The following is a 25,479-nucleotide window of genomic DNA, read 5'->3' on the forward strand; positions in this document are numbered from 1 at the left end:
GCCGGCGTTGTGTCGAAAATCGTCGAATAATTCGCGCCAGCGAATGATCAGACAGAAAGGGCGTCTCCAGGGGCGCCCTTTTTTTGTGTTCAGTTTCCGTTATTTGTCTCATTATGGTCGTTACAGTGGGCCATCGCTTGAGAAACCCAAACTTTGCTCTGGGCTTGAACGCTTGGAAGTCAGGGAACCCGAACGGAGAACGACCGAACAGTGATGACGACTCACCTCGAACACATTTTCCTGAATGTCTTCAACATCATTCTGCCGGTACTGCTCTGTGTCGGCGTTGGTTATGTTCTGGCCCTGATCAAGGCGCCCTTCGACAACAAAGTGGTGAACGACCTCATATCACGTGTCGGGTTTCCCACTCTGGTCATCTCTCATATCTCGACAGCCCAGATCGATGGTCCCACGTTTCTAACCGTGATCGCCGCAGCGGCGATGGCGGTCGCGGGACTGGCCATTTTCAGCCTGCTGGCCCTGCGATTGCTGGGCTATTCCATTCCGGCGTTTCTGGGTCCGTTGACGCACGGCAATGTCGGCAGCATCGGCTTGCCGGTTACCCTGCTGGCGTTCGGGGATGCAGGCATGGCCTATGCGATGGGATTCGTCGTTGTCATCCTGCTCAGCATGTTCACGGTCGGCATCTGGATTCCCTCCCGTTCCGTTTCGCTGAAGGCGGTGCTGACCTCTCCGGTCATCTACGCCGCCCTAATCGCTTTGGGATTGGTGATGACGGATACATCTCTGCCCAAGCCGGTGGCGGCGAGCTTTAATATTCTCGGCGGGCTTGCGATTCCTTTGCTGCTGCTGACGATGGGGCACACCCTTGCCTCGTTCAAGATCGGAGATGTTCGGCAGGCCAGCCTGCTTACTGCAATCCACCTGATTATCGCGGCGTCGGTCGCGCTGGCGGTGACGCAACTGTTCGGATTTACGGGAACCGAGCGGGGCGTGGTGATTTTGTGCTGCCTGATGCCGTCATCCGTTGCCAACTATCTGTTCGCCGATCAGTATCTTCCGGATAAAGCCCCGGATGTGGCAGGGTTCATTCTGGTTTCGACGCTTGCAACCCTTGTGGTATTGCCGCTGGCGCTGACGTTCTGGGTGTGACGCCGGACAGGTTTTCAACGTCTGCACATAATCGATGTAGTTTGCGCACCGAAATTGTTCTTCCTGCCTTCGCTTGGACCTTGGCCCCGAAAATGTTGCTTTTTGGTATCGACCCATTGTGCGGATTGTTGCCGTTATTGCTGCAAGAGATTCTATTTCCTACAGTTTTTCAAAGATTAAGGCAGGACGAACAACTTACCTGAAGCAGACAGGAACCGGGACTGAACCATGAAGAATTTTCTGGCAGCCATTTTGCTGTGCATTCCACAACTGCTTTTTGCGCAGTCGAACACGATTGTGCCGGATCAGACCAAGCCGACAAAGCACGAGTTGGTGGGCTTTGGCTGGATGTTCAGCGATGATCTGATCGGTGACGATCACGACCGCTGGCAGACCTCGTCCCTGAACCTGTCGTGGGTTCTGGCGCGTGGATGGAACGGGGAATTGCCCGAGGCGTTCGGAGACGTGATCGAAATCCGGGCCTACACTCAGATGATCTCACCCGAGGACCTGATTACACCCAGTGCTACTGACAGGCAGTACGCAGGTATTCTGTCACTGGGTGCATTCACTCATTTTCAAAGACGCCAAGCCGAATATACGCTGGGCGCCGAGCTTGTGGCGGTCGGTCCTCAGACCGGCGTCGACAGCCTCCAGACCGAGTTTCACAAGCTGATCGGAAGCACACCGCCTTCGCAGGCGGTTCTGGATGATCAGATCCCCAATGGCTTTTACCCGACTGCAATTGCAGAGGTTGGACGCGAATGGGATTTGGGGGGTTCCACGCGTATTCGCCCTTTTGCCTCACTGCGTGCGGGTGATGAAACGCTGGCCCGAGTCGGCTTCGATCTGGTGTTTGGTCAGATGGGCCGCTCGGAGTTGCTGGTTCGCGACAAGATCACCGGGCAGCGCTATCGCACCATGCGCAAAAGCCCGAAAGGGTTCAGCGCCGTGTTTGGCGTCGATGCAGCCTATGTCGCCGACAGTGCCTATATTCCGAATTCAGGAACCGTAAGCCTCAAGCATGAACGCTACCGCGCCCGGCTTGGCCTGAACTGGGAGGCGAAATACGGAACCTTCTTTTACGGCGCGACGTATCTGAGCCGCGAATTCGATCCGCAGCCCGAAGGGCAGGTCGTAGGGTCGCTGAACTTCAAGATCTGGTTCTGAGAGGGGCCGATGCGCAGCGTCAGTCAGCCTGACCGCCCCGCCACGGTTCGCGTCCCACCATCCGGTCGGCCTCGGCCGTGATGTCGTTCATGTGCCGTTCAAGGCTCTGCCGCAGTTCCTCGATCTGGTCTTCGCTGGCCTTGCGAGGAACGGGGTCGGTCCATTCGCGGCACAGAAATACGCCCTCATTCCGCCAGGGCCTCGGCATTAACAGGCGATCCCATGTCCCGGCTTCTCGGCCATGGCGGGCGGAATAAGTGATGCCGAACACCCGTTTGCCCGAGGTGCGTGCCCAGATCAGTGGCACGGTCGACGACACCCGCTCGGGCCCGCGCGGCCCGTCGGCGGCGATACCGATCGATATTCCCTGCTTCATCTTGCCCAGCACTTCGCGCGACAGGGCAACGTGCCGCTTGTGGCTGGACATGGCGATCGTATCCATGCCGAATTGCTGCTGAACCCGTCCAACCATGCTGCCTGCGCGCGCGGCTGAGGTGATGGAACAGATGCGGCCCTTGTCCAGCGGAAAGAAATAGGGCGACTGGGCCAGACGCTGATGCCACAGCACCACGATGACCGGTTCACCCTGTTCGGCCAGCTGATCCAGTTCCTCGTATCCGATGCGTTGCCACTTGGTATTTCGATGCACCATGCGGATATAGCTCGCAATGCGCCGCGCGAACCAGTTCAGAGCGGTTTCGCTGTTTGCGATTCTCTTGCGCAAATTCACTGGCGGCGTCCTCCTGCTGGCCGGGCAAAGTCATACCCGACTTGGCGTCGCGTGCAATCGGTTTGTCTGTAACAGAACTGTGGGTAAAATCGAAAAAGCCTCTTGAGTCCGCCGCGCGGCTGGCATATCTGGATGCTCGATACAGGGGTATAGCTCAGTTGGTAGAGCGACGGTCTCCAAAACCGTAGGTCGCGGGTTCGAACCCTGCTGCCCCTGCCACTCACCATATGTTTATATTTATCAAAGGCTTAGCCTTGATCTGCTCGCCAGATACGTAACAGTTCTTCGTAACAGTTTTGTTCTTGTGAAACCGTGTAACCACTGACCCTACAAACGGTCTCACCGGAAACGACATAGACTGCCGACTCACCAGCGTCATCGGATGTGGCTCAGATAGTTGCGGTTCCCGGCGTGCGGTGTGGACCTGCAATCCTGTGGTGCAGGCGATGAGAGCCGTGATATCGCCACGTCCGATTATTGATGATCGTTCCCAATTGATGAGTGTCGAACTGTTGCATCGTGTCCACGCTGTCGATGATCCGATCGCGGCAGTGGAATTGGCGCGACGACGCGCGTTGAGGAAACTGAGAAACGGAAGTACTGATTAGAAATCGGCGCGCGGGTTTGTCCGCGTGTCGTAAGATTTGGAAAAGTACCTGATTGCATCATGGATAAAAAAGATAAACTTGAACTCAGTGAAATTGATATTTGCGACCTGTTCATATCGCCCAGCATCAAGGACGCGGGTTGGGACCCAGTCACACAAATCAGACGTGAAGTGACGCTGACACCGGGTCCGGTTGTTGTGCGTGGCAACATGTCTGCGCGAAACAAGAAGAAAAAGAAGTTCGCGGATTACGTTCTATTTTGGCGTAAGGGTGTTCCGCTTGCGGTCGTTGAAGCCAAAGATAACAAGCACTCGGTAAGCCAAGGGATGCAGCAGGCCCTGTCATATACTGAAATTCTGGATGTACCCAGCGCATTCAGTTCCAACGGTGATGCCTTCGCCACCCACAACAAGGCGGCCGTGCCACCCGAGTTGATTGAGGACGAGGTTGCGCTTGATGCCTTTCCCGGCCCCGACCTTCTTTGGGAGCGTTACAAGAAATACCGTAGCATCTCGGATGACGAGGGAACGCTGGTCGAGCAACCTTACTACTCGGACGGAAGCGGGAAAGAGCCTCGGTACTATCAGGTCGAAGCCATCAACCGGACAGTGGAAGCGATTTCCAAGGGCTCTGATCGCGCGCTGCTCGTAATGGCAACCGGTACGGGCAAGACCTACACCACGTTCCAGATAATCTGGCGGCTTTGGAAAGCCGGTAAAGCCAAACGCATCCTGTTTCTTGCTGACCGGAACATTCTGGTCGATCAGACACTGGTCAACGATTTCAAACCGTTTGGCAGCGTCATGACCAAGATTAAGAACCGCAAGATCGATCCCGCTTACGAGGTCCATCTGGGGCTCTATCAGGCGCTCACGGGACCTGACGAAGCCGATAAGGCGTTCAAGACTGTATCGGGTGACTTCTTCGATCTCGTAGTCATAGACGAATGCCATAGAGGCAGCGCAGCCGACAACGCGGCGTGGCGTGAAATACTGGATTACTTCTCAAACGCCATCCATTTGGGGCTGACAGCGACACCCAAAGAAGACGATGGTGTTTCCACCAAGAGGTATTTTGGGGGTGCCGTTTACACCTACAGCCTCAAACAAGGGATCGAAGACGGGTTTCTAGCCCCGTACAAGGTGATCCGCGTCGACATTGACCGCGATGTGGAGGGGTGGACACCCGAGCCGGGTATGGTCGATGACCTAGGGCAAGAGATCGAGGACCGTGTCTACAACCAGAAAGACATGGATCGTATCCTCGTTTTGAACCAGCGGACGAAGCTGGTGGCCAATCGAGTGATAGAGTTCCTCAACGCAACTGATCCGTTCGCGAAGACCATCATATTCTGCGAGGACATCGATCACGCTGAAAGAATGCGGGTGGCGCTGGTGAACGCAGCGGGACAAAGGGCTATCGAGAACCCGAAATACGTCACGCGGATTACGGGCGACAGCAAGGAAGGCAAGGAACAGCTAGACCCGTTCATCGACCCAGAAAGCAGGTTCCCAGTCATCGTGACCACATCAGAATTGCTTTCGACGGGGGTTGATGCAAAGACATGCAAGCTGATTGTGCTGGACAAGTCGATTGCTTCCATGACCATGTTCAAGCAGATCATTGGGCGTGGCACCCGGATCGACGAGGAACACAACAAAATGTTCTTCACCATTATGGATTTCAAAAAGGCAACAGAACTGTTCCGTGATCCCGCATTTGACGGTGATCCCGTTGTGATCATTGATGGCGACGACTGGCCACCTGACGGCGGGGGAGGTGATGGCCCGGATGGTGGCGGCGAAGACGATGATGACGACCTCGAGGGTAGCGATGATAATGGCGGTCAATCCAAGTACAAACTCGGCTCTGTCAGCGCCACAATCGTAAACGAACGCGTCAGCTACATCGGACCCGATGGTAATTTAGTCACCGAAGCTTATCGGGACTTTGCGAAGAAGCAGATTGTCGAGGAATACCGTTCTCTGGATGAGTTCATCCGGGGTTGGAATGACGCCGACAAGAAGCGGGCAATCATAGAAGAACTGGCCGAGCGCGGTGTGCTGCTGGATCATCTGGAGGAGGAAGTGGGTAAGGATGTCAGCGAACTTGACCTGATCCTGCACGTTGCCTTCGATCAGCCGCCTCTGACGCGCGCAGAGCGCGCTAGCAACGTCAAGAAGCGGAATTACTTTGCGAAGTACAGCGATACCGCAAAGGCTGTTCTAGAAGCTCTGCTGGACAAGTATGCGGATGGTGGTGTTCAAACGATAGAGGATAACCGGGTGCTGAAGCTCGAACCCTTTGACAAGATCGGCACCCCCATCCAAATAGCCAAAGCGTTTGGCGGAAAATCAAACTACGAACAGGCCGTTCGCGAGTTGGAAAACGAAATATTTAAGCAGGCCGAGGCGGGATGAGTATCAACACCACTCTCAAGACGATCCGAAACATAATGCGTAAAGACACGGGCGTTGATGGAGACGCCCAAAGGATTGGGCAGTTGTGTTGGATTTTTTTCCTGAAAATCCTTGATGACCAAGATCAGGAGCTTGAGTTTACCAAAGACGACTTCGTGTCTCCCGTTCCGAAAGAGCTACGATGGGAAAGCTGGGCGGCAGACGCTGAGGGTATTACTGGCGACACGTTGCTGAAGTTCGTGAATGACGAGCTTTTCCCCGGCCTCAGAGAATTGCCGGTAGAAGCGGGGCCAAGGGCGCTTGTTGTCCGCGAGGTTTTCGAGGATGCGAACAACTATATGAAATCTGGGCAGTTGCTGCGTCAGGTCATCAACGTCGTGAACACTGTCGATTTCAACGATATGGCAGAGAAGCGCCATTTCGGCGAAGCCTATGAAGGCTTGTTGAAGGAACTGCAGTCCGCTGGGGACGCCGGAGAGTTTTATACCCCTCGCGCTGTGACGCAGTTCATGGTGGATCGGATAGACCCAAAGCCAAATGAAACAATCATGGACCCGGCATGTGGCACAGGAGGCTTTCTAACCTGCGCCATGCGGTACATGCGTAAGCATCACGTGAAAACCACGGAAGATGAAGTCACGATGCAGGGCAACTTGCGGGCGGTGGAGAAAAAGCCGCTGCCGCACATGCTCTGCACGACAAACATGTTGCTGAATGGCGTTGAAGCGCCTGCATTTGTCCAGCACGACAACACACTCGCGAAGCCCTACCGCGATTGGACGTCTAAAGATGCCGTGGATGTCATCCTCTCCAATCCTCCATTTGGCGGTAAGGAAGAGGATGGTATCGAGCAGAACTTCCCGCAGAATTTTCGCACTAAAGAAACCGCTGACTTGTTCCTTGCTTTGATTGTTCGCTTGTTGAAGCAGGATGGGCGTGCGGCGGTTGTGTTGCCCGATGGCTCGCTCTTCGGGGAAGGTGTTAAGACGCGCCTGAAAGAACATCTGCTGGAAGAGTGCAACCTGCATACTATTGTACGGCTGCCAAACTCTGTGTTCAAACCCTATGCCCAAATTGGTACCAACCTACTGTTCTTCGAGAAAGGCAAGCCCACGGAAGAAGTATGGTACTGGGAGCATAAGGTTCCATCGGACCGAAAAGCCTACTCCATGACCAAGCCCATTGAGCTTGGCCACTTGGATGGCTGCGTCGAGTGGTGGGGCGGAAAAACGCGAGAAGGTCGCGAGGAAGGGCCTCAAGCGTGGAAAGTCACAATCGACGAGATCAAGGAACGCGGTTTCAACCTTGATATCAAGAACCCGCACAACGAAGAAGAAGACTTGGGTGACCCGGTAACATTGGCGGTGGAATTGCAGAGATCAGAGGCTGATGTTGTTGCCCTACGCGATCAGTTGAAGACAATCCTGTCGGAGGCATTGCTGCGATGAATGCTGATCTGCTTTTGAAACACTACGAACATATCAGCGACGCGCAGGACGCTGTAGACCGGCTTAGGAAGTTTGTGCTGGATCTTGCCATTCGGGGAAAGGTGGTTGATCAAGATCCAAGCGAAGAACCCGCTTCTGCACTATTGAAAGAAATCGCGGAAGAAAAAGCAAATCTGATTAAGACAAAGGCGATCAGAAAGCCGAAAGCTCACCAACCGCTTTCACAAACTGATATCCCATATCCAGTTCCCGCTGGATGGGTTTGGTCGCAGATCGCTGAAATTGGCATTCTAAACCCTCGGAACGACGTTCGCGACGATTTGCTTTCTTCGTTCGTACCCATGCAATTGATTGCTGCAGATTACGGCGTTCAAAACGGTCACGAACCGCGAGAATGGGGCAAAATAAAAAAGGGTTATACGAACTTCGCCGAAGGTGACGTTGGATTGGCCAAAATAACTCCGTGCTTTGAAAATGGGAAATCGACGGTTTTTAGGAACCTCACTGGAGGTCTAGGCGCGGGGACAACCGAACTACATGTTGTCCGACCAATAAGGGTGTTAGCTGACTATATAGTGCTGTTCCTCAAAAGCCCCCAATTCATTGAAACGGGAATACCCAAAATGACCGGTACAGCTGGTCAAAAGCGTGTCCCTTCTGAGTACTTCAGCACTTCTCCTTTCCCATTGCCGCCACTCGCGGAACAGCACCGCATCGTCGCCAAAGTCGAAGAACTGATGGCTCTGTGCGACCAGTTGGAGGAAGCCCGCAACAGCCGGGAAGCCACCCGTGACATGCTGACCGCCGCCAGCCTTGCCCGACTGACTGATGTTAAAAGCACCACCGAAAAGTTCCGAGAGAGCACACGTTTCGCAATAAGTGTGTTGCCGTCGATCACCCATCGTCCGGATCAGATCAAGAAGATCAGACAGACCATTCTTGATCTGGCGGTTCGAGGGAAGTTGGTGGAGCAGAACCCAGATGACGAGCCCACATCAAAACTCCTTGAAAGAATAGCGCTTGGAAGTGCTCGTCACGGCAAAAAGCACGCAGTTTCACCCCTGCAAGATGATGAGATACCCTTCGACTTGCCCAGTGGTTGGGCTTGGTCACGGATCGGGGAGATTTGTTCAAAGACGGGATCAGGCAGCACGCCCAGAGGTGGTAAAGACGCGTATAAGAGTTCGGGCGTTTACTTCTTGCGCTCCCAAAATGTCCACAACAACGGTTTGCGATTGGACGATGTTGCTTTCATTGACGAGCAAACCCACGAGCGAATGAAGGGCACCCATGTAAAGCCTAGAGACTTATTATTGAACATAACTGGTGGATCAATGGGGCGTTGTGGGCTCGTTCCCGAGGACATTTTGGACGCCAATGTTAGCCAGCACGTCGCCATCATTCGTCCTGCTGACGACGGGATGGCAGAGTTCCTGCACGCATTGGTTCTTTCGCCCTATTTCCAAGCTTTTATATTTGGAGAGCAAACTGGTGCTGGGCGCGGTGGTCTTCCTAAAAACCGAATGGACAAGATTGTAGTCGCTTTGCCACCCCTCGCCGAACAAAAGCGCATCGTCGCTAAGGTCGAGGAACTGATGGGTATCTGCGATCAACTAGAGGCCAGCCTCAGCGTCGCTGAGACGACAAGGGCCCGGTTGCAAGAGGCGACCCTGCGAGAGGCCCTTGAACCCGCTCAGAACGCGCTGGAGGCCGCCGAATGATGACCTGCAAGCGCCCTATTTGGGCTGGTCCGCGCAAGCTGCAGCGGCGGCTCCTTTAATACATTCAAAGACGCCAAACGCTTACACCTTCGGCGGGGTAGTGTTGGGCCTAAATTGTTCCAAGGACGTCGAGGCCATACTGAAATCTGAAATAGGAGACGAATTTCCTGTTTTCTGTACAGAAAAGAGCAATGAAAGCTTCGAAATCGACATCATAAATTGAATTGCATCCTGAAGGCCTAGGTACCTTGGCCAAGAAAACGTCATTTAGTATCCGGTGGCAGGTGTTCAAACAGAAGAATAAAGAAATCCTCTGAGGTCATTGTAGTGATTTCCATGTTTCCTCCGCGTGATTGCGGGCGAATTGCCGGGAGTTCTTTGATCGCCACAAGTCTAGAAATGAAGCTGAAAGATGTATAAGTATTTGGTAATGAACGAAAAAGTAAGTCAGTTGTGACTTACTTTTCTGGTGTAAGGATTTCTGTGTGTCCCAGTATTGGTCAGTCAATACCTGACCCGTGTTAGTGATAGCTTATATGTGTGGGGGTTTTAGCGGGAATAGTACTGGTTACACACGGAGAGTTGCTTCGACCTTACTCGCTTCGCTCGTTGGCGGTCTTCGCGCATCTCCTCTGGATTTGACCTCTGATGCGCTTCGCGCATTTATCAGAGGTCAAATCCTTTCGTCGATGTTTCTTCCATCTAAATGCGTTGATGCCTTTCTTTCAGACATAGCTTCGCCATTGCCATCATCCTAACTAAGACAATGGCGAAGCTATGCCTGAGATGCACACGCTCCGGGCCTCGCCACGGCGCGCTGGGGGATAGTCCCCGGTGCAATGCACTGGGTTGCTGCGAAAGCGCGGCATGGTAGTCTCTCAGTCAGAAGTGTTTGTCTTTGGTGCGCGTCCGTGCGCAGGTTCAGGAATTGTCGAATTCCTGTGAAAGAACGAACGAAGCTAAATTTGCCGGATCGGTCAATTCTTTGGTTACATAGTCAACAGCGCCATTAATTGAATACACACGCTGAACATTTGTTGTCCCAGTATTTAGGATGCGTGTCCAATGGTGTTGGGCTTTGCAGCTCAAGCAGATGAGTGCGCTGGATGATTTGCCGCCGATGAACCGGCCATCCGCATCAACACCGCCCCACCTGATTCTATCGTGGCGTTCGTCTGGCAGCTCCTCGGAAAGGCTAAACAGAAAATGGTAGTGAGGTAGCGTCTTCCTGCCTTCTCGGAATGCAACCCATTTATTCCAATGCTCAGGTCTTTCGGCCCATTTTCGTCCAGCAGCCGACCCGTGCATCCGCTTGTGCCATTCCTTCACCTTCGCTCTTAAACCGTTCTCCGTGATCGTTGGACTATTCGATGCGAGCGTGATCATGTAGGTGAACCGCTGATCGAAACTCACCAACCATTGTCTGGCGGCAGCCCTTAGACGGCGGCGCTGGGCGTCTGTCAGGCCGTCAGACAAGGAAGTACTCGGCGTGGCGGGTACCGCCATTGGTCACCATCTTGGTTCGAATGTCATAACCCGCACTACGCAAATTGTGGATTATGGAGGAAAGTCTATAGACCTTCCATTGGGCTAGGGCGCTCAACCCGGTGATGTGCTCTCCGCGCTTGAGGGCGGCTAGGATTTGATGGGTAGCTGTGGTTTTTCTCATTTGCCTGTATCTTTTATTGGTGTGGCTTTTACTGCTGTTAAGTCCGCTTTGTTCATCATGCTGAACCAGACGCGGTTTTGTTCACGAGTTGTTTGCTGCTTCTATGCGCGCTGCCGAGATAATCTGATCCAGAGCTTCACAAATTCGCGGCACGCTTGTTGTGGCGATGGATGCCTTCTCACCTGTCGATTGGCCTGTGGAAGGATCTAAACGATAAAACAAAATGCCACGCCCGTGACGGCGGGCTTTCACTGGAAACCCGATATGAGAACCACCAAAGACAAAGCTTCCGCCTGATAGATTAGGTAGGTCACAAAGGCTGTCTCGGATGATCTGAGCTTCTCGAATACCAACATAGGTCGGCACTAGGTCATCAAGACCTAAATCTAATCCAATCCAAGTCTCACATCGACTAGAACTGCCATCTTTCAAAAAAGAGCATACGGCAAAATTCCAACCCTCTGGGAGTAGGACGTTAGCATTCTTTGACAGACATTCCGCCTCGGTATCGTCGTCATTTTCGATGTATGCGCTCAGCTCAGGAAGCAGTGCCTCTCTGATCGCGTACTCCATAGCTGCCTTTAATGACATGCCTGCTAGATCAGCATAACGCTTTGCTAAATCAGCGTATTCCACACTGATGGTGATTGTTTTTCGCGAAGACTTCATTTGGCTGCTCGATTCTAGGTGTTGCATTATTGTAACATGCGTCACCTTATTGTGCAACCGATTAGCTTCGACAATCTGGACCGGGATATGTGATCGCTCTGAACTTTCTAAGACTTCGAATTTGCATTTTCCTTAGGGTATTGGGCTCGCTGTGAGTGATTGGAGGATCTGGCCTCTATGCAGGCGGTAAGACGCGCGACAACACGCGCTGGACCTGCACGGCACTCCAAGGCCCGCCACGGGCTGTCTGGACGCCCACCTTGTCCAACTCAGTGGCAATTTCTCGAAGCGATTTCCCAGCTTCACGCAGCGGAACGACAATCCCGGCAATTTTATCAGCACGATGCTGGGCGTTCGCTTTTACGACTTCATTGCGCTTCATCGTCTTGTCGCGCAGGCCGCCCAGTTTTCGACCCTGAGCTTTCGCCGCTGCCAATGCGGCTTTTGTTCGCTTGCTGATGAAGTCGCGTTCTTGTTCAGCCAACGCGGCATAGATGTGAAGCTGGAAGTTGTCTGCGTTGGGCATTTGCGCCACACGAAGGGTCAACTTCTTGTCTTCCATCATCGATGAGACGAATGAAACGCGACGGGAAAGGCGGTCCAACTTAGCGACTAATAGCTCTGCTCCAAACTTTTTTGCCAAAGCAACAGCCTTCGCAAGTTCGAGGCGATTGTCATCTTTGCCAGATTGTACGTCCACAAACTCTTCGATGATCTCGTACGGTACGTCTGAGTAATTGTTCAGATAAAGCTCGATATCACGCTGCTGAGCTTCAATACCCAAGCCGGAACGCCCCTGCTCAGCGGTGCTAACTCGTTTGTAGGTCACATACTGTTTCATCGTTAGCGCTCCAACTGACTTTTCTAGTTATCGGTTGATTCGTTACAAACGTCAACGAACGTTGTGACTGTAACAACGCCAAAAAACTACGTAAAGGGGGGGTAAAGGATGGCCGCTTGGGCAGGTAGTGTTTAGAAATGGTCGATGTTTCGGGAGGGTTGTTGCTTCAATCGAACCTGTATCGTTGTTGGAGTGATGTTACATCCCAATTGTGAAGGAATGCCCAAAACATGGCAACGTCGGTGATGTTGTTGAAGCAGATCAACCGATCTGAATCTTGTCTTAACCCAGAGCAACCAATCATCATCTGAAAAGTCTCGTCAGCGATAAATTTCAGAGCTTCGTCGCGCTCATCTGGGGATGCATCTTTCAACATCTCCAGCAATTCCAGTTTCCAAGGAACGTCTTCAGCTCGATCAGGGCTCGAAACGTCGTTTTCTGCACTAGCTGCAATGGATGCGCTGGTGGCTAGTATGCACGTAAGTGCAAGAATATGAGCCCTGAAGGAAATGGTTGGCATTGTTTGATCCCATTTGAATTTGATAAGAGCAACTAGCAATCGGTTAGAATTTTGATCTCAGACAAATCAAGGTCTGTATAACTGATCGTCTCGATAATTTCTTTACGTTTCCCAACAGAATAGGCTTCCGCCTGTCCATACCCTCGAGTAACGCTCCTTGGTTCATGACCAATCAGTGGTTGGAACTCGTACTCTGCATAGGCGCGGGAGTCATCGCCGCTGGCCACGCTCTGGATTGTCGCAGGTACTCAGGGGGGCGGTATCGTCATCTTGAGACACCAGCCGCCAAGTCACGCCTCAAGCGGGCGCGTTACTGCCGGTAGAGCGTCGATAGCCCATCAACCCCACCAACGCTCCAAGCAACAGCAACCCACTCGCAGGAAGCGGAACTGCCGCAACTGTCGCGACCTGTTGCAGACCCGTTGCCCCCGAAAAAGTCAATGCAATCTTCCGACTGCCTGTTGCATCAAGGTACTCATAAAAGCCACCAATCCCGGGCTGTCCACCAACACAAGAGTTTTGCGCCTGGAAAAATGCGCCGCAGAGGTTACGACTGTTGGGGCTAAAGGATATTGCAGAGGCCAAGCTTGAAAAATCAAAAAGCAAAGCGTTCGCCGTCGCACTCAACCCAGTTCCAAAGAGGGTAAAACTGCCTAGGCTGGAGTTCATTGACGTCGTTCCAAAGCCGTCAACAACCGTGTTCAGATTAAATCCGGTAATGCTGGCTGAATCTAGTACGCCAATGGTGCCATTGGTTTCGATTGTACCCAAAATTCGCCCCGAACTGTAGAAACTGCCTGCGCCGTCGAAATCAGAAAGTGCTATGTCGACGTTGTAAGTTATTGCGCTTGCGCTGGAAGCCGCCAGCATCGCCGCTGCAATTGCAGAGATTAGTCTCATCATTACCCCCCAACCAAAGAAATCAATAAATTCCGGCCAGTTTAACAAAAAAGTTGTGATTTTCAAAATCCCGTTAGAAAATCAGGTTTGAGCGCTTTTATTGGGAGCCCGAGCCTAAACTCTTCCTAGAGCTAACTCGTCGAACAGAGAGAGATGCGAAGTAACCCTCGCCTTCGGGAGTGATGGCGCGACGCACCAAACTCTTACCTCCTCAATTCAATCGCTACGGCCCTTGTCAGTCTTTGATCCTGTCGATTTGCCCCGTGGAACTTGGACTACCCCAAACCTCCCCAAAAATAGCGAGTAGATTCAAGGCCCGTGCCGATATGCACTTACACCTACACTCCGGATCTGCCTGCTACAGTTGTTTTGCGTGCGATGGCGGAGTGAGGGGCTGGACGAGGGGGTAAAGGCCAGCCTCTCATCTCCGAGGGTACACAGAGTGGTGAATGTACTCCGTTGATTTGACGTTACGTCAGCGTGTCGTCATATGTAATTGGGGGATTCCCGTAGCGTCCGCGCAATCAATGCACTATTTTCTTTCAACTAAAGCGTGTGCCACCGAACGATCTGATCTTGGCCAAGTCAAGGCCCAGATACCTGATGTTCTCAATCATCTCTTTCCGCCTGCTTGGGGAATAGGTCTCAACTTTCCCATACCCGCGTGTGACGCTTCTGATCTCATGGCCGACTATCGGTTGGAACTCGTGCTCTGCAAGGTTACCGCGTCTGAATTCATCAATGACCGAGTGACGGAAGCTGTGAAACGTAGGCCGCTTACCTTCGCGGTCGGGGGCAAACCCCATTCTCTGGAAATAACGCGCGTAGAATTTGGCGGGCTTGTCGTACTGACCTTTCTTGTTCCTCACGAGATCGGGGAAAAGCCGAGTAGCTCCCCTTTTTCGCTGCTGTGCTATGAATTCCAAGAAGCCCAGCGCGATTAGCCGGGAGTGAATGGGTACGGTCCGAACCGCTGCTCCTGTTTTGACGGACTTTGCAGGGTCACTCCCGGCATTGGTTATCTCGAAACAGGCGACGCCATCTATCGTCTTGATGTCTGAGAGTTCAAGTTGCGCAAGTTCCCCCAATCGCGCACCTGAGAATGCTGCCATCAGCGGTAGCCAAAACCGCCAGTCTCGGACCAAGGTTTTACCCGGAGACGTGAATTGCCGAATGTCTTTGTCGCCAGCGCATCCACAGAAGAGTGGCGAAGAGAACAGCTTTTGTAGCTGATGTGCTGAGAAGGGAATGCGGCTGTTGTCGACCACGTCAGGGGCAAGTCCCTTCCAGAGATTGTCGGTAGCACGCTCTTCGATGGCAAGCCAGCCAAAGTAGGCGGACAGATCGGATATATAGTGCTTGATCCGATTGGGGCTGATCGTCTGGTGTCCAAGCCTTTCATTCGCGCGGATGGTCTCAGGAAAGCTCATTCCGGCAAATTCATGACGTGTCGAGGCCTTTGCTGGGAGCTTATAGAGCAGGTCGCGGAAATTGCGGCAATCATCTTTCGTAATGCTGTCTGTGGGTCGCTCAATTCCGACGAATTCTGCGAATAGGGTGACGACGCGAAACCTGTTTGAGATGGTGTCCCCCTTTAAGTTTCCACACTTCTGTCTGACATACATCGACCAGTGATCGAGCAATGGCGGTTGCTTGAAGGTTTCTTCTACCGGCGCAATGGCGGGAGCCTCTGAGCGCGCCGTAGAGTGCCTGAAAAGTGGATCTGCGGGCTTCCTGCCAAACTTACCTTTGTCATGCTCAGAGAAGCGTTGAAGGGCCTCCGCGTGCGCACGAGCCAGCATTTGGCGGAACCTGTTCTGTCGGGGTGATCCGGATCGGAACTGAAATCCGAAGTGATGCGACCAGTAGTCAATATCCGCGACACTGAAATCACCAACTGCTACCGCTTCGCGAAGGCGGCGGGCTTCACGTTTGTTTGCCTTTGCGGCTTCTTTGCCGCCTCTTTCAAGCAATCGCGCTTCCTCGGCGTCTGACCGCTCATCAATGTCATTCTCAACTTCTAAGTCGTATACCTGTCGTGCGGCGTCTTCCATCTGGGCGTCTGTAGGTTCCAAGACCGTTCCAGAGGCAGCGATCCATTCCGGGGGTTGGGCCGCCAAGATATCGTGCCAGATGTCCTGAGCGACACCGCCTGCGATTTCCTGAGCCTTCCTGTGGTCTGGGGTTCGCAGACTTCGCCAAATTTCAGATGTACCGCCCAGCGCTGGGCGATACTCTTGAGGGACATAGTACCGAACCTGCCAATTTCTCGAACCGGGTCTTTGGGTGACTTTATAATGTGATGACATAAACGCGTGTTTCGTAACAGTGACTCGTAACAATCAGTAGTCGACAGCGCGTTGAAATTGCAATGATTTATCTCAATCAATGGGTTGCGTCCGGGTGGTGAGAGCACCCTGCTGCCCCTGCCATCAAGATCAATCGCCAACATGCTGATCCGGTCCGTTTCCTTACCAGCCCGTTTCCTTGTCAAAATGGCGCTCAACATATTTCTTATGTTTCGCTTCTGCCGTGCAATCGCGGTTTCCTCCCGGGTTCGAATGACATAACATCCGCGGAAACCCTGGCGACCGGATGGAGTCACATGTCGCGTTTCGATGGATACTTCCTGCGGCAGCTGCTTGTTCTGTTCGGATTTTTCACACTGGTTCTGGTGGGTGTGTTCTGGATCACCCGGTCGGTTAGTCTGTTCGACCATGTCATCAGCGGTGGCCAGTCAGCGATGGTGTTTCTCGAATTCACTGCATTGACCCTGCCGACGCTGATCCGAACCGTCATGCCGATGGCGGTGTTCGCGGCTGCCGTCTATGCGACCAACCGACTGAGCCGCGAAAGCGAATTGACGGTGATGCTTGCAACCGGCAGCAGCCCCTTGCGACTGGCCCGTGCGGTGTTCCTGTTCGGCCTCTTTTCCGGGTTGATGATGGCTGTCATCAGCGTCTATCTGCGGCCGGCGTCGGTTCTGCAACTTGAGCAGCGACAGGCCGAAGTCGCCGGAGATGTCACCGCCCAACTGCTGAACGAGGGCGAGTTTCTGCACCCGACGCCAGGCGTTACCGTCTATATCAGCAGCATAGATCTGGATGGAACTCTGCACGATGTTTTCGTCTCGGACGGGCGCGACAAGCTGCACCCGGTCAACTATTCCGGAACGACCGCCTATCTGGTCAACAGCGACACGGGCTATAATCTGGTTATGCTGGATGGCGTGGCGCTGCGCCTCGACCGCGAGGGAAGAACCCTGTCTTCAACCCTGTTCGAGGATGTGACATTCGACATTTCCGAGCTGACCGACAGCGACGACGGTCACACACGCAGCCTTGAAGCCATCCCGACTTCCGAACTCATCTGGGATCGCGCGGCAGTGGCCGAGGCTGACAAATTCAGCCAGGGTGAACTGATCGAGGAACTGCACCAGCGGTTTTCCTGGATTGCCATCTGCATCGCCGTTGCACTGGTTGGCTATTCGACGCTGATGCTGGGCAGCTTTTCCCGCTTTGGTCTGTGGCCGCAAATTCTGGCGGCCTTCACGATTCTGGTTGTGCTCGAAGGTGTGCGCGGATTTGTGGCATCGATCGTAATCGACCGCCCGAACCTTTGGATATTGCTTTATTTGCCCGCAATTTTCGGCATTTCCGTATCCTGCTTGTTTTTCGCATTCGCCGGGCGTCCGCTGATCAAACGCAGGGATCGGGGTGGCAAGGCCTCTTTGTCTCCGGTCTGACCGGTCGGCCCTTGAGCCCCTTCGCGCATACCCGACCAAATTGTGACACAGAGTTCTGAACGCGCCTAACCGTCCGCCTCGTCCATCAGCCCGCGCAGCCAGCGCCCCGCGAGCCATGCCGCCGGGATGCCCAGCGGGATTGACCACAGGATCGCCGGCACAGGCCGGATTGCCCCGAACCCTGCGCTATGGGCGATAAGCCCGACAAGAAACAGATTGACCGCCACGGTCAGCGCCGATGCCGGGTACAGAAGGATGGCCAGTTTCCAGACTGGCCACCGCCCTTCAGTGGCTGGTGCCTTCCGAGAAGGTGATTTTGTTCCAGACATTGTATTTCCCCGAAGGTTTGCGCATCGGCAGCCGCCGGATTTCCTCCAGCGTTTGCGCATCATAGATGATCACCGCGCCGTCATCCTCCCAGATCGACACCAGCGCACGGCTGCCATCGCGGGTGAACTCCACATGCGCCACGGTCTTGCCGGGGGCTGGGCGCAGCGTCTTGACGATCTCAAGGCTTTCCTTGTCGATCACATGCATGGCGTCCTTATTCGGGCCAAAGAAGACGTCTGCCCAGACATAAGGCGAATTCTCGTGGCTTCGCATGAAGAAACCCGGGCCCTCGGTCGTGATCCGCTTTACGGTTTCCCAAGTGCCCATGTCGATGACCGACACGGTTCCGTCCGTCAGATGCGGTGTCGCCATCACAGTCGTTTCACCACGTTTCCAGGTGATACCCGACCCAAGATGCGGCATTCCCGGCAGATCCAGATCGGCCACTTTCTGGCCGATGACCAGATCGATGACCTGACCACCCTTGCCGTCACGAGAGGCGCCCATGACGTACTCATAACTCTGGTCGAAAAAGAAATCGTCCAGATAGTCGGGCGTTGTGATCTTACGCACCGGGAAGGGGTCGGGGTTCTTGAATTGCCCCTCAATCCGAAAGTCATGACCCAACCCGGACTGAGGCGGATTCGCTCCGTAAAACACCTCCCAGATTTCCGGCACGTCCTTCAGCGCCAGCACAAAGCTTTCACGCGGCGGCGCCTGATACACGGCCGAAACCCGACTGGGCTTGCCCTTCTTGCCCTTGACCTCAACAACCTTGGCGACCGCCAGATCGTCGGTAGACAGCAATGTCAGAGAGTTCGGCAGATAGTTCGCAACAGCCAGCCATTTGCCATCCCCCGACATTGCGATGTTGCGGCTGTTCAGCCCGGCCCGGACCCGCCCAACTTGCTTTAGCGCCCAGATGTCGTACTTCTGAACCCAGCCATCGCGGGACATGATAAAGACATACCGACCGTCGGGGCTGAACTTCGGCCCGCCATGCACGGCAAACGGCGTCTCGAACCGGTCCAGAACCTCGAACGTGTCACCATCCAGAACGCTGACGTGATGATCCCCGGTTTCCACCACCAGCGTGATATTCATCGGATCACTGGACCAGCCGGGGGCGTCGACAGGGGCATAACCTTCGTCCAACGTGCGGCTGGCCATGATTTCGGCCTCACCCCAAACAGGATCGGTTTCCAGCGGGGATTTCAGCCACCCGGCCAGTTCCTCGATCCGCAAGGCGTCCAGTTCGTGGGAAAAGGCTGGCATCTGCGTGGCCGTCCGCCCGTCGGCAATCACCGCCGCCACCCGTGGCCCGCGCATCCGCTTCAAGGTCTCAGGGATCAGCGCCGGTCCAACTCCGCCAAGACGGTTCTCACCGTGGCAAGAGGCACAATGATCCGCGTAATCCGAGGGCGCATCGGCCCAAGCTGCGCCTACGCTAAGTAGGCAGACCAGCCCCCCCATCTTCATCTTTTCAAAAATACTCCAGCCGGAGGCTCCCGCGTTCACCACCCGCGTATCGGCCGGGCCAGCAGAGCAAACGGTTTCAAAAGAACTGATGCGCCGGATCATGGCTTTTCCCCCGGAATGGCGTGACCTGCAGACGTTCCCCCGCATCGTTCACACCAATTTCTTCGTTCGAAAGATAACAGGCCGGGTCCTCGGCCCATGGATCGCCGGTCACCTGCAAAGCCCGGATGCGGGTGTTGCCACCACAAACATCCTTCAGCTGGCAGGCGCCGCACCGCCCCTTCAGCGGGCGCGGACGGGTGCGCAACAGGGACAGCATCCGGTCTTCCCCGGTCCAGAGCTCGGAAAACGGCGTCGTCTTGACGTTGCCCACGGTGTAATCCGACCAGTAGGTATCGGGATGCACCCGGCCCAGATTGTCGATATTGGCCACGCCCAGCCCGCTGGAGTTTCCGCCCCACGCCGCCAGATGCTCACGCACATGCGCGGCCTTCTCATCATCGAACTTGTCGCGAACCCAGTTCAGGAAATACCCCGCATCAGCATCGTTGTTGCCCGTCACGATATCCAGAGGCCGCCCGCCCGAGGCCGCCTCCCACGCCCGATCAAGCAGCAGGTCCATACCCCTGCGGGTGCGCTGATGTTCGGCATCCTCGCCACGGTTCTTGTCTCCGCGCCCGGCATAGACCAGATGGCTGAGATAGAACTTGTCCACCCCTTCATCGTCGCACAGCTTCAGCAGATCGGGCAGATGATGCTGCGTGCCTTCGGTCAGGCAGAACCGCAGCCCCACCTTGATCCCGCGCTTCTTGCATTCCCGCACGCCGTGCAGGGCATCTTCAAAGGCGCCTTCGACACCTCGGAACCAGTCATTCGTGGCCCCGATCCCGTCCAGCGAAATTCCGACATAGCTGAAACCAACTTCGGCAATCCGATCAGCAGTTTCGCCATGGATTTTCGTGCCATTGGTCGACAGCGCCAGCATCGGTACCAGTTCCCGCGCACGACCGGCGATATCGAAGAAATCCGCCCGATCCAGCGGTTCCCCACCCGAGAGGATCAGGGCCGGGACGCGAAAGTGGCCCAGATCCTCAAGGGTTTTCATGGCTTGCTCATGGCTGAGCTCGCCGGGAAACGCGACATCCGCCGAAACGGTGTAGCAATGGCGGCATTTCAGGTTACAGCGCCGTGTCAGGTTCCAGATCACCACGGGTTTCACCGGTCCGGGGCGGCGTTTGCGCACCGGGGTCGGCTCGATCAGTTGGTGCATGTATTCGGTCAGGCGGAACATGTCTCAGCCTTTCTTTTTCAGTCGCAGCCCGGTCTTTTTCAGGATGCGCGTGGAATAAAGGATGTCTTTGGCCCGGCAGGCATCGCCCAGAATGGCCGTGATCTCGGCCCGTTTTTCCTCGACCTCGTCCCGGTCGGAACCATGGACCATGGCAAACAGGTTATAGGGCCAGTCGGGCAGGGCGCGGGGGCGTTCATAGCAATGGGTGACAAAGGGCAGCGCGCCGATCTGTGCGCCCAGTTCGGTGATGCGGTCGTCCACCACATCCCAGACGGTCATCCCGTTCGAGGTCATGCCCAGCTTGTAATGGTTCGGTGCGGCGGCGATGCGGCGTATCACACCGCGCGATTTCAGTTCGGCCAGCCGGAACAGCAGGGCATCCTCGTCCATGCCAAGGCCCTGGGCCACAGCGGCATATGGTGCAGGCACTAACGGCAATCCGCCTTGCAGCGCCTCGATAATCTGCCTGTCTCTTGCGTCGATCATGCCGCCACCCGGAAGCCGATGAAAAATTCCTGAAGTTTGGGGAAACGGAGAACTTCAATCCCCGTTTCCCGTTCGATTGCATCGGCGGTGGCCGCGATCCCCTCGGGCGTTTCGGTGGCCAGCACGAACCACATGTTCAGCCGGTGCGTACGTTCATAATTATGCGCGACCTCCGGATGCGCATTGACTTTGGTCAGGACGGATTCGAATTCCCCCGCAGGGACCGCCATGGCACACAGGGAGAAGGCGCCGCCCATCGCCGCGGCGTCAAAAAAGGGGCCAAAGCGGGTGATCACCCGATCCTCTTTCATTCGCGCCAGCCGTTGCAGAAGATCGCCCTCGCTGATGCCCAGCTCATCGGCCACCTCAGCATAGGGGTGCGCCGTCAGCGGCAGATCATCCTGCATCCGGTTCAGGATGGCGCGGTCGGTTGCATCCAGTGGTGTCATGCGGCCACCTCCTTGGGCTTGATCAGCGCGCCGGTCTGTTTGAAGCAGCGGGTCGAGAACAGCACCTTGTGCTGTGCCCCAGCCAGTTCCGGCAGATTGGCAGCCTCGCCCAGAACCTCACGCGCTTCGGGGCGTGAACGAGCATGGATCATGGAATACAGGCGATAAGGCCAGACCCCCTCGATGGGTCGGCGCTCGTAACACAGCGTCACGCCCGGATGGGCAGCCAGCGCCGGCCCGGCGCGGTCGATCTGCTCGGCAGGCAGATCCCAGACCACCATCGCATTGGCTGACCACCCCAAAGCGCGGTGGCGCACAATAACGCCAAGGCGCGAGATGATGCCCGCCCGATGCAGAACATCGATACGCTCCATAACCGCGGCCCCGTCGCGGCCCAGCGACCGCGCCAGCGCCAGGAACGGGTCGACTACCAGCGGCAGGCCCGAGCTCAGCGCCTGCAACAGATCACGGTCACCCGGCTGCATGGCCGAGCGGTCCACTTTACGCGCATTCGGGACGCTCCGGGCGCCGCCCGACATGCGAAAACCGAGATCCACGTTGAAGGGCCGTACCAGCCGCAGGTCCAGAACACGCAACCCCGTGCGTTGCCCGATCCGCGACAGGGTATCATCCACATGCGCGCGATCCGGTCCGGTGGCCACGAACCACAGGTTCCAGGCATCTTCGCGCTGATAGTTGTGGTTCACGCCCGGCTCGGAATCGATCAGGGCGGCGATCTCTTCAATGCGCTCTTCTGGCGCGGCGACGGCGGCGAGTGTGCTGGCCGAGACGGCTCCGGGCGCGATGGTGGCGCCGACGCGGGTGATCCGCCCCGCCGCGCGCATCCGGGCCAGCCGGTCCAGCACCTCGTCCTCGCTCAGCTCCAGCGTGTTGGCCAGAACCTGAAACGGGCGTTCAACGACCGGAAAATCGCGCTGGAAATCATCCAGCAGCCGACGGTCGATCGGGTCGGTAATATGGCACATGAATCACAATCCCGTTCTGTGCGCGCGGGCGGTGAAAAATATGCCCGATGGACTGTCCGCCTCGATTTCGCGCAGTTTCTCAAATGTTTGCGTGTCGTAGACCATGACCTTGTTGGCATCGCGCACGCTGAGCCACACCTCATGCCCGCGCGGTGTGAACTCCATGTGCAACACCGCAGGGCCGGGCTTGAATTCGTGGATGATTTCTTTGCTCACTGAATCGATCACCTGAATCGTGTCGTTCAGCGGATGGGCGAAATTCACCCAGACCTGCCGCCCGTCGGGCCGCGCCATGGCAAAGACCGGCTGGCCGTGGGTTTTGGTCCGTCCGGTTTCGGTCAGGGTGTCGGCGTCGATCCAGAGAACCTCGTGATGGCCGACGGCGGGCAAAACGAACTCGCGCCCCGTCAACGCCCAGCCTTCCAGATGGGGCATCTTGTAGACGGGCATTTCCTCCTGCCCGCGCCCATAATTCGGCAGGACCCGAATGGGTTCGGGATTCTCGGACCACAAATCCAGCGCTGTCAGCCCGTCTTCGCCGAACAGGCCGGTGATATAGGTCCGGCCATTGGCGGTAATCAGCGCGTCATAGGGGTTTTTGCCCATGTCGGGGATTTTGGTGATCTCCGGCGTGCCACTGGCGAAATCGGCGATCCAGGTCTCGCCCGTGTCCCACATGGTGAACACGAACCGACGCCCCGGCGCATCGACAAGGCCGATGGTTTTGCTTTCGGTGGGGATGTCCGCGACCATCTCAAGCGTATCGGCATCAAAGACGCGCACGCCGCCGGGTTCATAATTAGACACTGCCACCAGCTTGCCATCGTCCGAGATCGCACCGCCGATGGCATTACCCGCCTGCACGACCCGGTTCACGATCTGCCGGGTCACGATATCGACCTTGGTCAGCCCGCCGTCGCGCCCGAATACATAGGCAAACCGTTCATCGGGCGAATAAACCAGCGAGGCATGGGACAGATCTCCCAGCCCTTCGATCCGCGCAAGTGCTGCGCGCTCGGACTGATCCACCAGCAGGACCGTGCCCTGCGCGCGCTCGATCACCAGCCCTAGGTCTCCGGTAGCCGTGGGTTCACCATGCGCGGCGGTCATCATCAATGTTGCCACAAGGCCAAGGACGATATGTTTCATTGTGCCTCCGGTTCCAGCAGGTAACGGGCGATCCATTCGGCCTCTTCTTCGGAAATCAAAGGTCGCCAGGGCGGCATGGCCGTATCGGGAATACCGTCAAGGATCACCCCGGTCAGAACTTCCGCGTCGTAGTGTTTCAGGTTCTCCGTGCGCAGGTCCGGGCCAAGACCGCCTTTCAGCGACAGCCCGTGGCACGACCCGCAATCCTGATGGACAAGACGCCTTAGTGCGTTGGGGTCCAGCGCGTCGGCGGCCAAGGCCGAGGTCGCGACCATGATGGCGGTCGTCAGAACAGCCCGCGAAGGCCAGCCTGCGCGACCGCTGTTTGTTTGACAGATGCTAGCCATGAGCCTGCTCCAGCAACTCGGTCACAGGCCGTTCCGCATATAGCGAAACCACCTGACCGATGATGAACAATGTGGGCGCCTTCAGTTCGGCCTCGCGCACATCCGAGGCCAGCCGGTCCAGTCGCGACACGAGGCGGCGTTCGTCTGGGGTGGTGGCCTTGCCCACAGCAAGAACGGGAGTTGATCCGGGCAGATTCTCGGTCATCAGGCCCATGGCGATCTGACCGATATTGGCCACGCCCATATACACCACCAGTGTCGAGTCCGGGTCGGCCAGACGCTTCCAGTCCAGATCCAGAATCTTGTCCGCCTGCCGGTGGCCGGTGACATACTGAACCGAGGTCGCCAGCCCGCGATGGGTCAGTGGCACGCCGGTCGAACTGGATGCCCCCTGCGCCGCCGTGATGCCCGGCGCATATTCGACCGCGATGCTATGTTCCAAAAGATAGGCGGCCTCTTCCGAGCCGCGGCCGAATATCATCGGATCGCCACCCTTCAGGCGCGCAACAGTGTGACCGGCGCGTGCTTCCTCCAGAAGGATTTCGTTGATGCGGTCCTGCGGAACGGTGTGGCATTTGGGGGCTTTGCCCACCGGGATCAACCGCGCACCTTCGGCGTGCATGGCAAGGATGTCGTCCGAGACCAGACGGTCATAGACCACAACATCCGCCTCTTGCAGCATACGCAGGGCGCGCAGGGTCATCAGTTCGGGGTCGCCGGGGCCAGCGCCAATCAGAAAAACCTTACCGCTCATGTGCAAACTCGCTTGTTCTGAATGTCTTCGGAACCCGGATCTTCGGCAGCTTCCACGCGCTAAAAAGGGACGTTGCTGGGAGAACCGGGCGTGTCATGGGGGCAGACTGGCGCAATCGCAAACCAACCTCCTTGACATAAGTTAAGGAGCGCGGGATTTGCGCCCGCGCCCCTTTGATCTTGCCTGTATTTTTGCCTCGGCTCAGGGTTCGACTGTGACCATTCCGATCATGTTCTGCGTCTCCCAGTGCGGCCCGCACAGATAATCCTGCGGACCGGGGGTGAGGAAGGTCATGTCCACTGTTTCCTCGGGGAAAATCCGGTCGGATTCGGGTTCGCTGCCATCCTTTAAAAGCACGCTGTGGCTGGTGCGCTTGTCCACGTTGACCCAGCGCACCGTGGTTCCTGCCTTGACCGTCAGTTCGGCGGGGCAAAAGTTGTACTTGTACATCAGCACCACCTTCGCGTCCTCGACGTCAGCAGCGGGCTGGCCGAACATCTCGACATAGCGCTCTTCCGCCTCGGCACAGATTGCGGCAGTGTCTTCGTCCGCAGCAAATGCCGGTGATGCCATGAGCAGCAGAGCAGGAAGAAGGTTTTGGGTTCTCATGGTCCAATTCTCCTGTCCGAAAAAGGGCAGGGGCCGGATCATCCG

Annotated in this window: 24 protein-coding genes, 1 tRNA gene and 1 pseudogene; 7 read left to right on the plus strand and 19 right to left on the minus strand. The window is 55.8% G+C overall.

All coding sequences use genetic code 11. The annotated features are described in order from the left end of the window. Nucleotides 1–213: 213 nt before the first annotated feature. Nucleotides 214–1,113 carry an AEC family transporter gene (locus ACR0D6_RS12065; protein WP_480765677.1) on the plus strand — a complete coding sequence of 300 codons (900 nt, stop codon included), beginning with the start codon at nt 214–216 and terminating at the stop codon, nt 1,111–1,113. Between the two features lie 228 nt (nt 1,114–1,341). Further along, a complete protein-coding gene (locus ACR0D6_RS12070; protein WP_480765678.1) occupies nt 1,342–2,283 on the plus strand; it encodes a lipid A-modifier LpxR family protein in 942 nt (313 codons plus the stop codon). A gap of 19 nt (nt 2,284–2,302) precedes the next feature. On the opposite strand, the gene ACR0D6_RS12075 is transcribed toward ACR0D6_RS12070, so the two are convergent. Next, nucleotides 2,303–3,013, minus strand: a complete 711-nt coding sequence (locus tag ACR0D6_RS12075; protein WP_170651293.1) for a DUF374 domain-containing protein — start codon at nt 3,011–3,013, stop codon at nt 2,303–2,305. 143 nt (nt 3,014–3,156) lie between these two features. On the opposite strand from ACR0D6_RS12075, the gene ACR0D6_RS12080 reads away from it, so the two are divergent. The 4 genes from ACR0D6_RS12080 (at nt 3,157) to ACR0D6_RS12095 (ending at nt 9,210) form a co-directional block, all read left to right on the plus strand. Further along, nucleotides 3,157–3,232: transfer RNA gene (locus ACR0D6_RS12080), tRNA-Trp, on the plus strand. 448 nt (nt 3,233–3,680) lie between these two features. After that, complete coding sequence (hsdR, locus tag ACR0D6_RS12085; protein WP_480765679.1) at nt 3,681–6,041, plus strand: EcoAI/FtnUII family type I restriction enzme subunit R; 2,361 nt, start codon at nt 3,681–3,683, stop codon at nt 6,039–6,041. After that, entirely contained in the window at nt 6,038–7,489 is a 1,452-nt protein-coding gene (locus tag ACR0D6_RS12090) for a class I SAM-dependent DNA methyltransferase (protein ID WP_480765680.1), read from the plus strand. Before hsdR ends, ACR0D6_RS12090 begins: the two co-directional genes overlap by 4 nt. Continuing rightward, nucleotides 7,486–9,210, plus strand: a complete 1,725-nt coding sequence (locus ACR0D6_RS12095; RefSeq protein WP_480765681.1) for a restriction endonuclease subunit S — start codon at nt 7,486–7,488, stop codon at nt 9,208–9,210. The genes ACR0D6_RS12090 and ACR0D6_RS12095 overlap by 4 nt, the downstream gene beginning before the upstream one ends. 921 nt (nt 9,211–10,131) lie before the next feature. Here the strand turns inward: ACR0D6_RS12095 and ACR0D6_RS12100 are convergent. The 8 genes and pseudogenes from ACR0D6_RS12100 to ACR0D6_RS12135 all read right to left on the minus strand — a co-directional run. After that, complete coding sequence (locus tag ACR0D6_RS12100; RefSeq protein ID WP_480765848.1) at nt 10,132–10,716, minus strand: hypothetical protein; 585 nt, start codon at nt 10,714–10,716, stop codon at nt 10,132–10,134. Further along, nucleotides 10,679–10,879 (minus strand): helix-turn-helix domain-containing protein, encoded by a 201-nt coding sequence (locus ACR0D6_RS12105; RefSeq protein WP_480765682.1) that lies wholly within the window; start codon nt 10,877–10,879, stop codon nt 10,679–10,681. The genes ACR0D6_RS12100 and ACR0D6_RS12105 overlap by 38 nt, the downstream gene beginning before the upstream one ends. Before the next feature lie 81 nt (nt 10,880–10,960). Continuing rightward, a complete protein-coding gene (locus ACR0D6_RS12110; RefSeq protein WP_480765683.1) occupies nt 10,961–11,575 on the minus strand; it encodes a hypothetical protein in 615 nt (204 codons plus the stop codon). Between the two features lie 148 nt (nt 11,576–11,723). Then, a complete protein-coding gene (locus tag ACR0D6_RS12115; RefSeq protein WP_480765684.1) occupies nt 11,724–12,389 on the minus strand; it encodes a recombinase family protein in 666 nt (221 codons plus the stop codon). 166 nt (nt 12,390–12,555) lie between these two features. Further along, complete coding sequence (locus ACR0D6_RS12120) at nt 12,556–12,909, minus strand: hypothetical protein (RefSeq protein WP_480765685.1); 354 nt, start codon at nt 12,907–12,909, stop codon at nt 12,556–12,558. Between the two features lie 297 nt (nt 12,910–13,206). Beyond that, complete coding sequence (locus ACR0D6_RS12125) at nt 13,207–13,875, minus strand: hypothetical protein (protein WP_480765686.1); 669 nt, start codon at nt 13,873–13,875, stop codon at nt 13,207–13,209. Between the two features lie 476 nt (nt 13,876–14,351). Continuing rightward, the gene (locus ACR0D6_RS12130; RefSeq protein WP_480765841.1) at nt 14,352–15,863 is read right to left on the minus strand and encodes a site-specific integrase; all 1,512 of its coding nucleotides are present in this window, start codon (nt 15,861–15,863) and stop codon (nt 14,352–14,354) included. A gap of 93 nt (nt 15,864–15,956) precedes the next feature. Next, nucleotides 15,957–16,118 (minus strand): annotated as a pseudogene (locus ACR0D6_RS12135) (DUF6538 domain-containing protein); the annotation flags it as partial. A gap of 296 nt (nt 16,119–16,414) precedes the next feature. Between ACR0D6_RS12135 and lptF the strand changes: the two are divergent. Beyond that, a complete protein-coding gene (gene lptF, locus ACR0D6_RS12140) occupies nt 16,415–17,554 on the plus strand; it encodes an LPS export ABC transporter permease LptF (protein ID WP_480451300.1) in 1,140 nt (379 codons plus the stop codon). 65 nt (nt 17,555–17,619) lie between these two features. On the opposite strand, the gene ACR0D6_RS12145 is transcribed toward lptF, so the two are convergent. From ACR0D6_RS12145 to ACR0D6_RS12190, 10 genes are all read right to left on the minus strand, one after another. Further along, nucleotides 17,620–17,883, minus strand: coding sequence for a hypothetical protein (locus ACR0D6_RS12145; RefSeq protein ID WP_480765687.1), 264 nt, complete (start codon nt 17,881–17,883; stop codon nt 17,620–17,622). After that, nucleotides 17,840–19,357 (minus strand): cytochrome D1 domain-containing protein, encoded by a 1,518-nt coding sequence (locus tag ACR0D6_RS12150; RefSeq protein ID WP_480765842.1) that lies wholly within the window; start codon nt 19,355–19,357, stop codon nt 17,840–17,842. Before ACR0D6_RS12150 ends, ACR0D6_RS12145 begins: the two co-directional genes overlap by 44 nt. Nucleotides 19,358–19,439: 82 nt before the next feature. Continuing rightward, nucleotides 19,440–20,654: a heme d1 biosynthesis radical SAM protein NirJ gene (gene nirJ / locus ACR0D6_RS12155; protein WP_480765688.1), complete on the minus strand. Its 1,215-nt coding sequence runs from the start codon at nt 20,652–20,654 to the stop codon at nt 19,440–19,442. A gap of 3 nt (nt 20,655–20,657) precedes the next feature. Further along, complete coding sequence (gene ahbB / locus ACR0D6_RS12160; protein ID WP_480765689.1) at nt 20,658–21,140, minus strand: siroheme decarboxylase subunit beta; 483 nt, start codon at nt 21,138–21,140, stop codon at nt 20,658–20,660. Beyond that, a complete protein-coding gene (locus ACR0D6_RS12165; protein WP_480765690.1) occupies nt 21,137–21,589 on the minus strand; it encodes an Lrp/AsnC family transcriptional regulator in 453 nt (150 codons plus the stop codon). Before ACR0D6_RS12165 ends, ahbB (ACR0D6_RS12160) begins: the two co-directional genes overlap by 4 nt. Further along, entirely contained in the window at nt 21,586–22,575 is a 990-nt protein-coding gene (gene ahbB, locus ACR0D6_RS12170) for a siroheme decarboxylase subunit beta (protein WP_480765691.1), read from the minus strand. The genes ACR0D6_RS12165 and ahbB (ACR0D6_RS12170) overlap by 4 nt, the downstream gene beginning before the upstream one ends. Nucleotides 22,576–22,578: 3 nt before the next feature. Next, nucleotides 22,579–23,724 (minus strand): cytochrome D1 domain-containing protein, encoded by a 1,146-nt coding sequence (locus ACR0D6_RS12175; RefSeq protein ID WP_480765692.1) that lies wholly within the window; start codon nt 23,722–23,724, stop codon nt 22,579–22,581. Further along, nucleotides 23,721–24,071: a c-type cytochrome gene (locus ACR0D6_RS12180; RefSeq protein ID WP_480765693.1), complete on the minus strand. Its 351-nt coding sequence runs from the start codon at nt 24,069–24,071 to the stop codon at nt 23,721–23,723. The genes ACR0D6_RS12175 and ACR0D6_RS12180 overlap by 4 nt, the downstream gene beginning before the upstream one ends. Next, nucleotides 24,064–24,825: a uroporphyrinogen-III C-methyltransferase gene (gene cobA, locus ACR0D6_RS12185; protein WP_480765694.1), complete on the minus strand. Its 762-nt coding sequence runs from the start codon at nt 24,823–24,825 to the stop codon at nt 24,064–24,066. Before cobA ends, ACR0D6_RS12180 begins: the two co-directional genes overlap by 8 nt. 201 nt (nt 24,826–25,026) lie before the next feature. Then, nucleotides 25,027–25,434, minus strand: coding sequence for a cupredoxin domain-containing protein (locus ACR0D6_RS12190; protein ID WP_480765695.1), 408 nt, complete (start codon nt 25,432–25,434; stop codon nt 25,027–25,029). Between the last annotated feature and the right edge of the window lie 45 nt (nt 25,435–25,479).

This window comes from Ruegeria sp. BJ6, from assembly GCF_056537885.1.

Bases quoted from the DNA above. Each gene is read 5' to 3' on its own strand.
- ACR0D6_RS12100 (WP_480765848.1), bottom strand. From the start codon at position 10,716: ATGGCGGTACCCGCCACGCCGAGTACTTCCTTGTCTGACGGCCTGACA.
- cobA (WP_480765694.1), bottom strand. From the start codon at position 24,825: ATGAGCGGTAAGGTTTTTCTGATTGGCGCTGGCCCCGGCGACCCCGAA.
- hsdR (WP_480765679.1), top strand. From the start codon at position 3,681: ATGGATAAAAAAGATAAACTTGAACTCAGTGAAATTGATATTTGCGAC.
- ahbB (WP_480765691.1), bottom strand. From the start codon at position 22,575: ATGTGCCATATTACCGACCCGATCGACCGTCGGCTGCTGGATGATTTC.
- nirJ (WP_480765688.1), bottom strand. From the start codon at position 20,654: ATGTTCCGCCTGACCGAATACATGCACCAACTGATCGAGCCGACCCCG.
- ACR0D6_RS12120 (WP_480765685.1), bottom strand. From the start codon at position 12,909: ATGCCAACCATTTCCTTCAGGGCTCATATTCTTGCACTTACGTGCATA.
- ACR0D6_RS12190 (WP_480765695.1), bottom strand. From the start codon at position 25,434: ATGAGAACCCAAAACCTTCTTCCTGCTCTGCTGCTCATGGCATCACCG.
- ACR0D6_RS12150 (WP_480765842.1), bottom strand. From the start codon at position 19,357: ATGGGGGGGCTGGTCTGCCTACTTAGCGTAGGCGCAGCTTGGGCCGAT.
- ACR0D6_RS12090 (WP_480765680.1), top strand. From the start codon at position 6,038: ATGAGTATCAACACCACTCTCAAGACGATCCGAAACATAATGCGTAAA.
- ACR0D6_RS12105 (WP_480765682.1), bottom strand. From the start codon at position 10,879: ATGAGAAAAACCACAGCTACCCATCAAATCCTAGCCGCCCTCAAGCGC.
- ACR0D6_RS12165 (WP_480765690.1), bottom strand. From the start codon at position 21,589: ATGACACCACTGGATGCAACCGACCGCGCCATCCTGAACCGGATGCAG.
- ACR0D6_RS12070 (WP_480765678.1), top strand. From the start codon at position 1,342: ATGAAGAATTTTCTGGCAGCCATTTTGCTGTGCATTCCACAACTGCTT.
- ACR0D6_RS12180 (WP_480765693.1), bottom strand. From the start codon at position 24,071: ATGGCTAGCATCTGTCAAACAAACAGCGGTCGCGCAGGCTGGCCTTCG.
- ACR0D6_RS12110 (WP_480765683.1), bottom strand. From the start codon at position 11,575: ATGCAACACCTAGAATCGAGCAGCCAAATGAAGTCTTCGCGAAAAACA.
- ACR0D6_RS12065 (WP_480765677.1), top strand. From the start codon at position 214: ATGACGACTCACCTCGAACACATTTTCCTGAATGTCTTCAACATCATT.
- lptF (WP_480451300.1), top strand. From the start codon at position 16,415: ATGTCGCGTTTCGATGGATACTTCCTGCGGCAGCTGCTTGTTCTGTTC.
- ACR0D6_RS12095 (WP_480765681.1), top strand. From the start codon at position 7,486: ATGAATGCTGATCTGCTTTTGAAACACTACGAACATATCAGCGACGCG.
- ACR0D6_RS12130 (WP_480765841.1), bottom strand. From the start codon at position 15,863: ATGGAAGACGCCGCACGACAGGTATACGACTTAGAAGTTGAGAATGAC.
- ACR0D6_RS12175 (WP_480765692.1), bottom strand. From the start codon at position 23,724: ATGAAACATATCGTCCTTGGCCTTGTGGCAACATTGATGATGACCGCC.
- ACR0D6_RS12115 (WP_480765684.1), bottom strand. From the start codon at position 12,389: ATGAAACAGTATGTGACCTACAAACGAGTTAGCACCGCTGAGCAGGGG.
- ACR0D6_RS12145 (WP_480765687.1), bottom strand. From the start codon at position 17,883: ATGTCTGGAACAAAATCACCTTCTCGGAAGGCACCAGCCACTGAAGGG.
- ahbB (WP_480765689.1), bottom strand. From the start codon at position 21,140: ATGATCGACGCAAGAGACAGGCAGATTATCGAGGCGCTGCAAGGCGGA.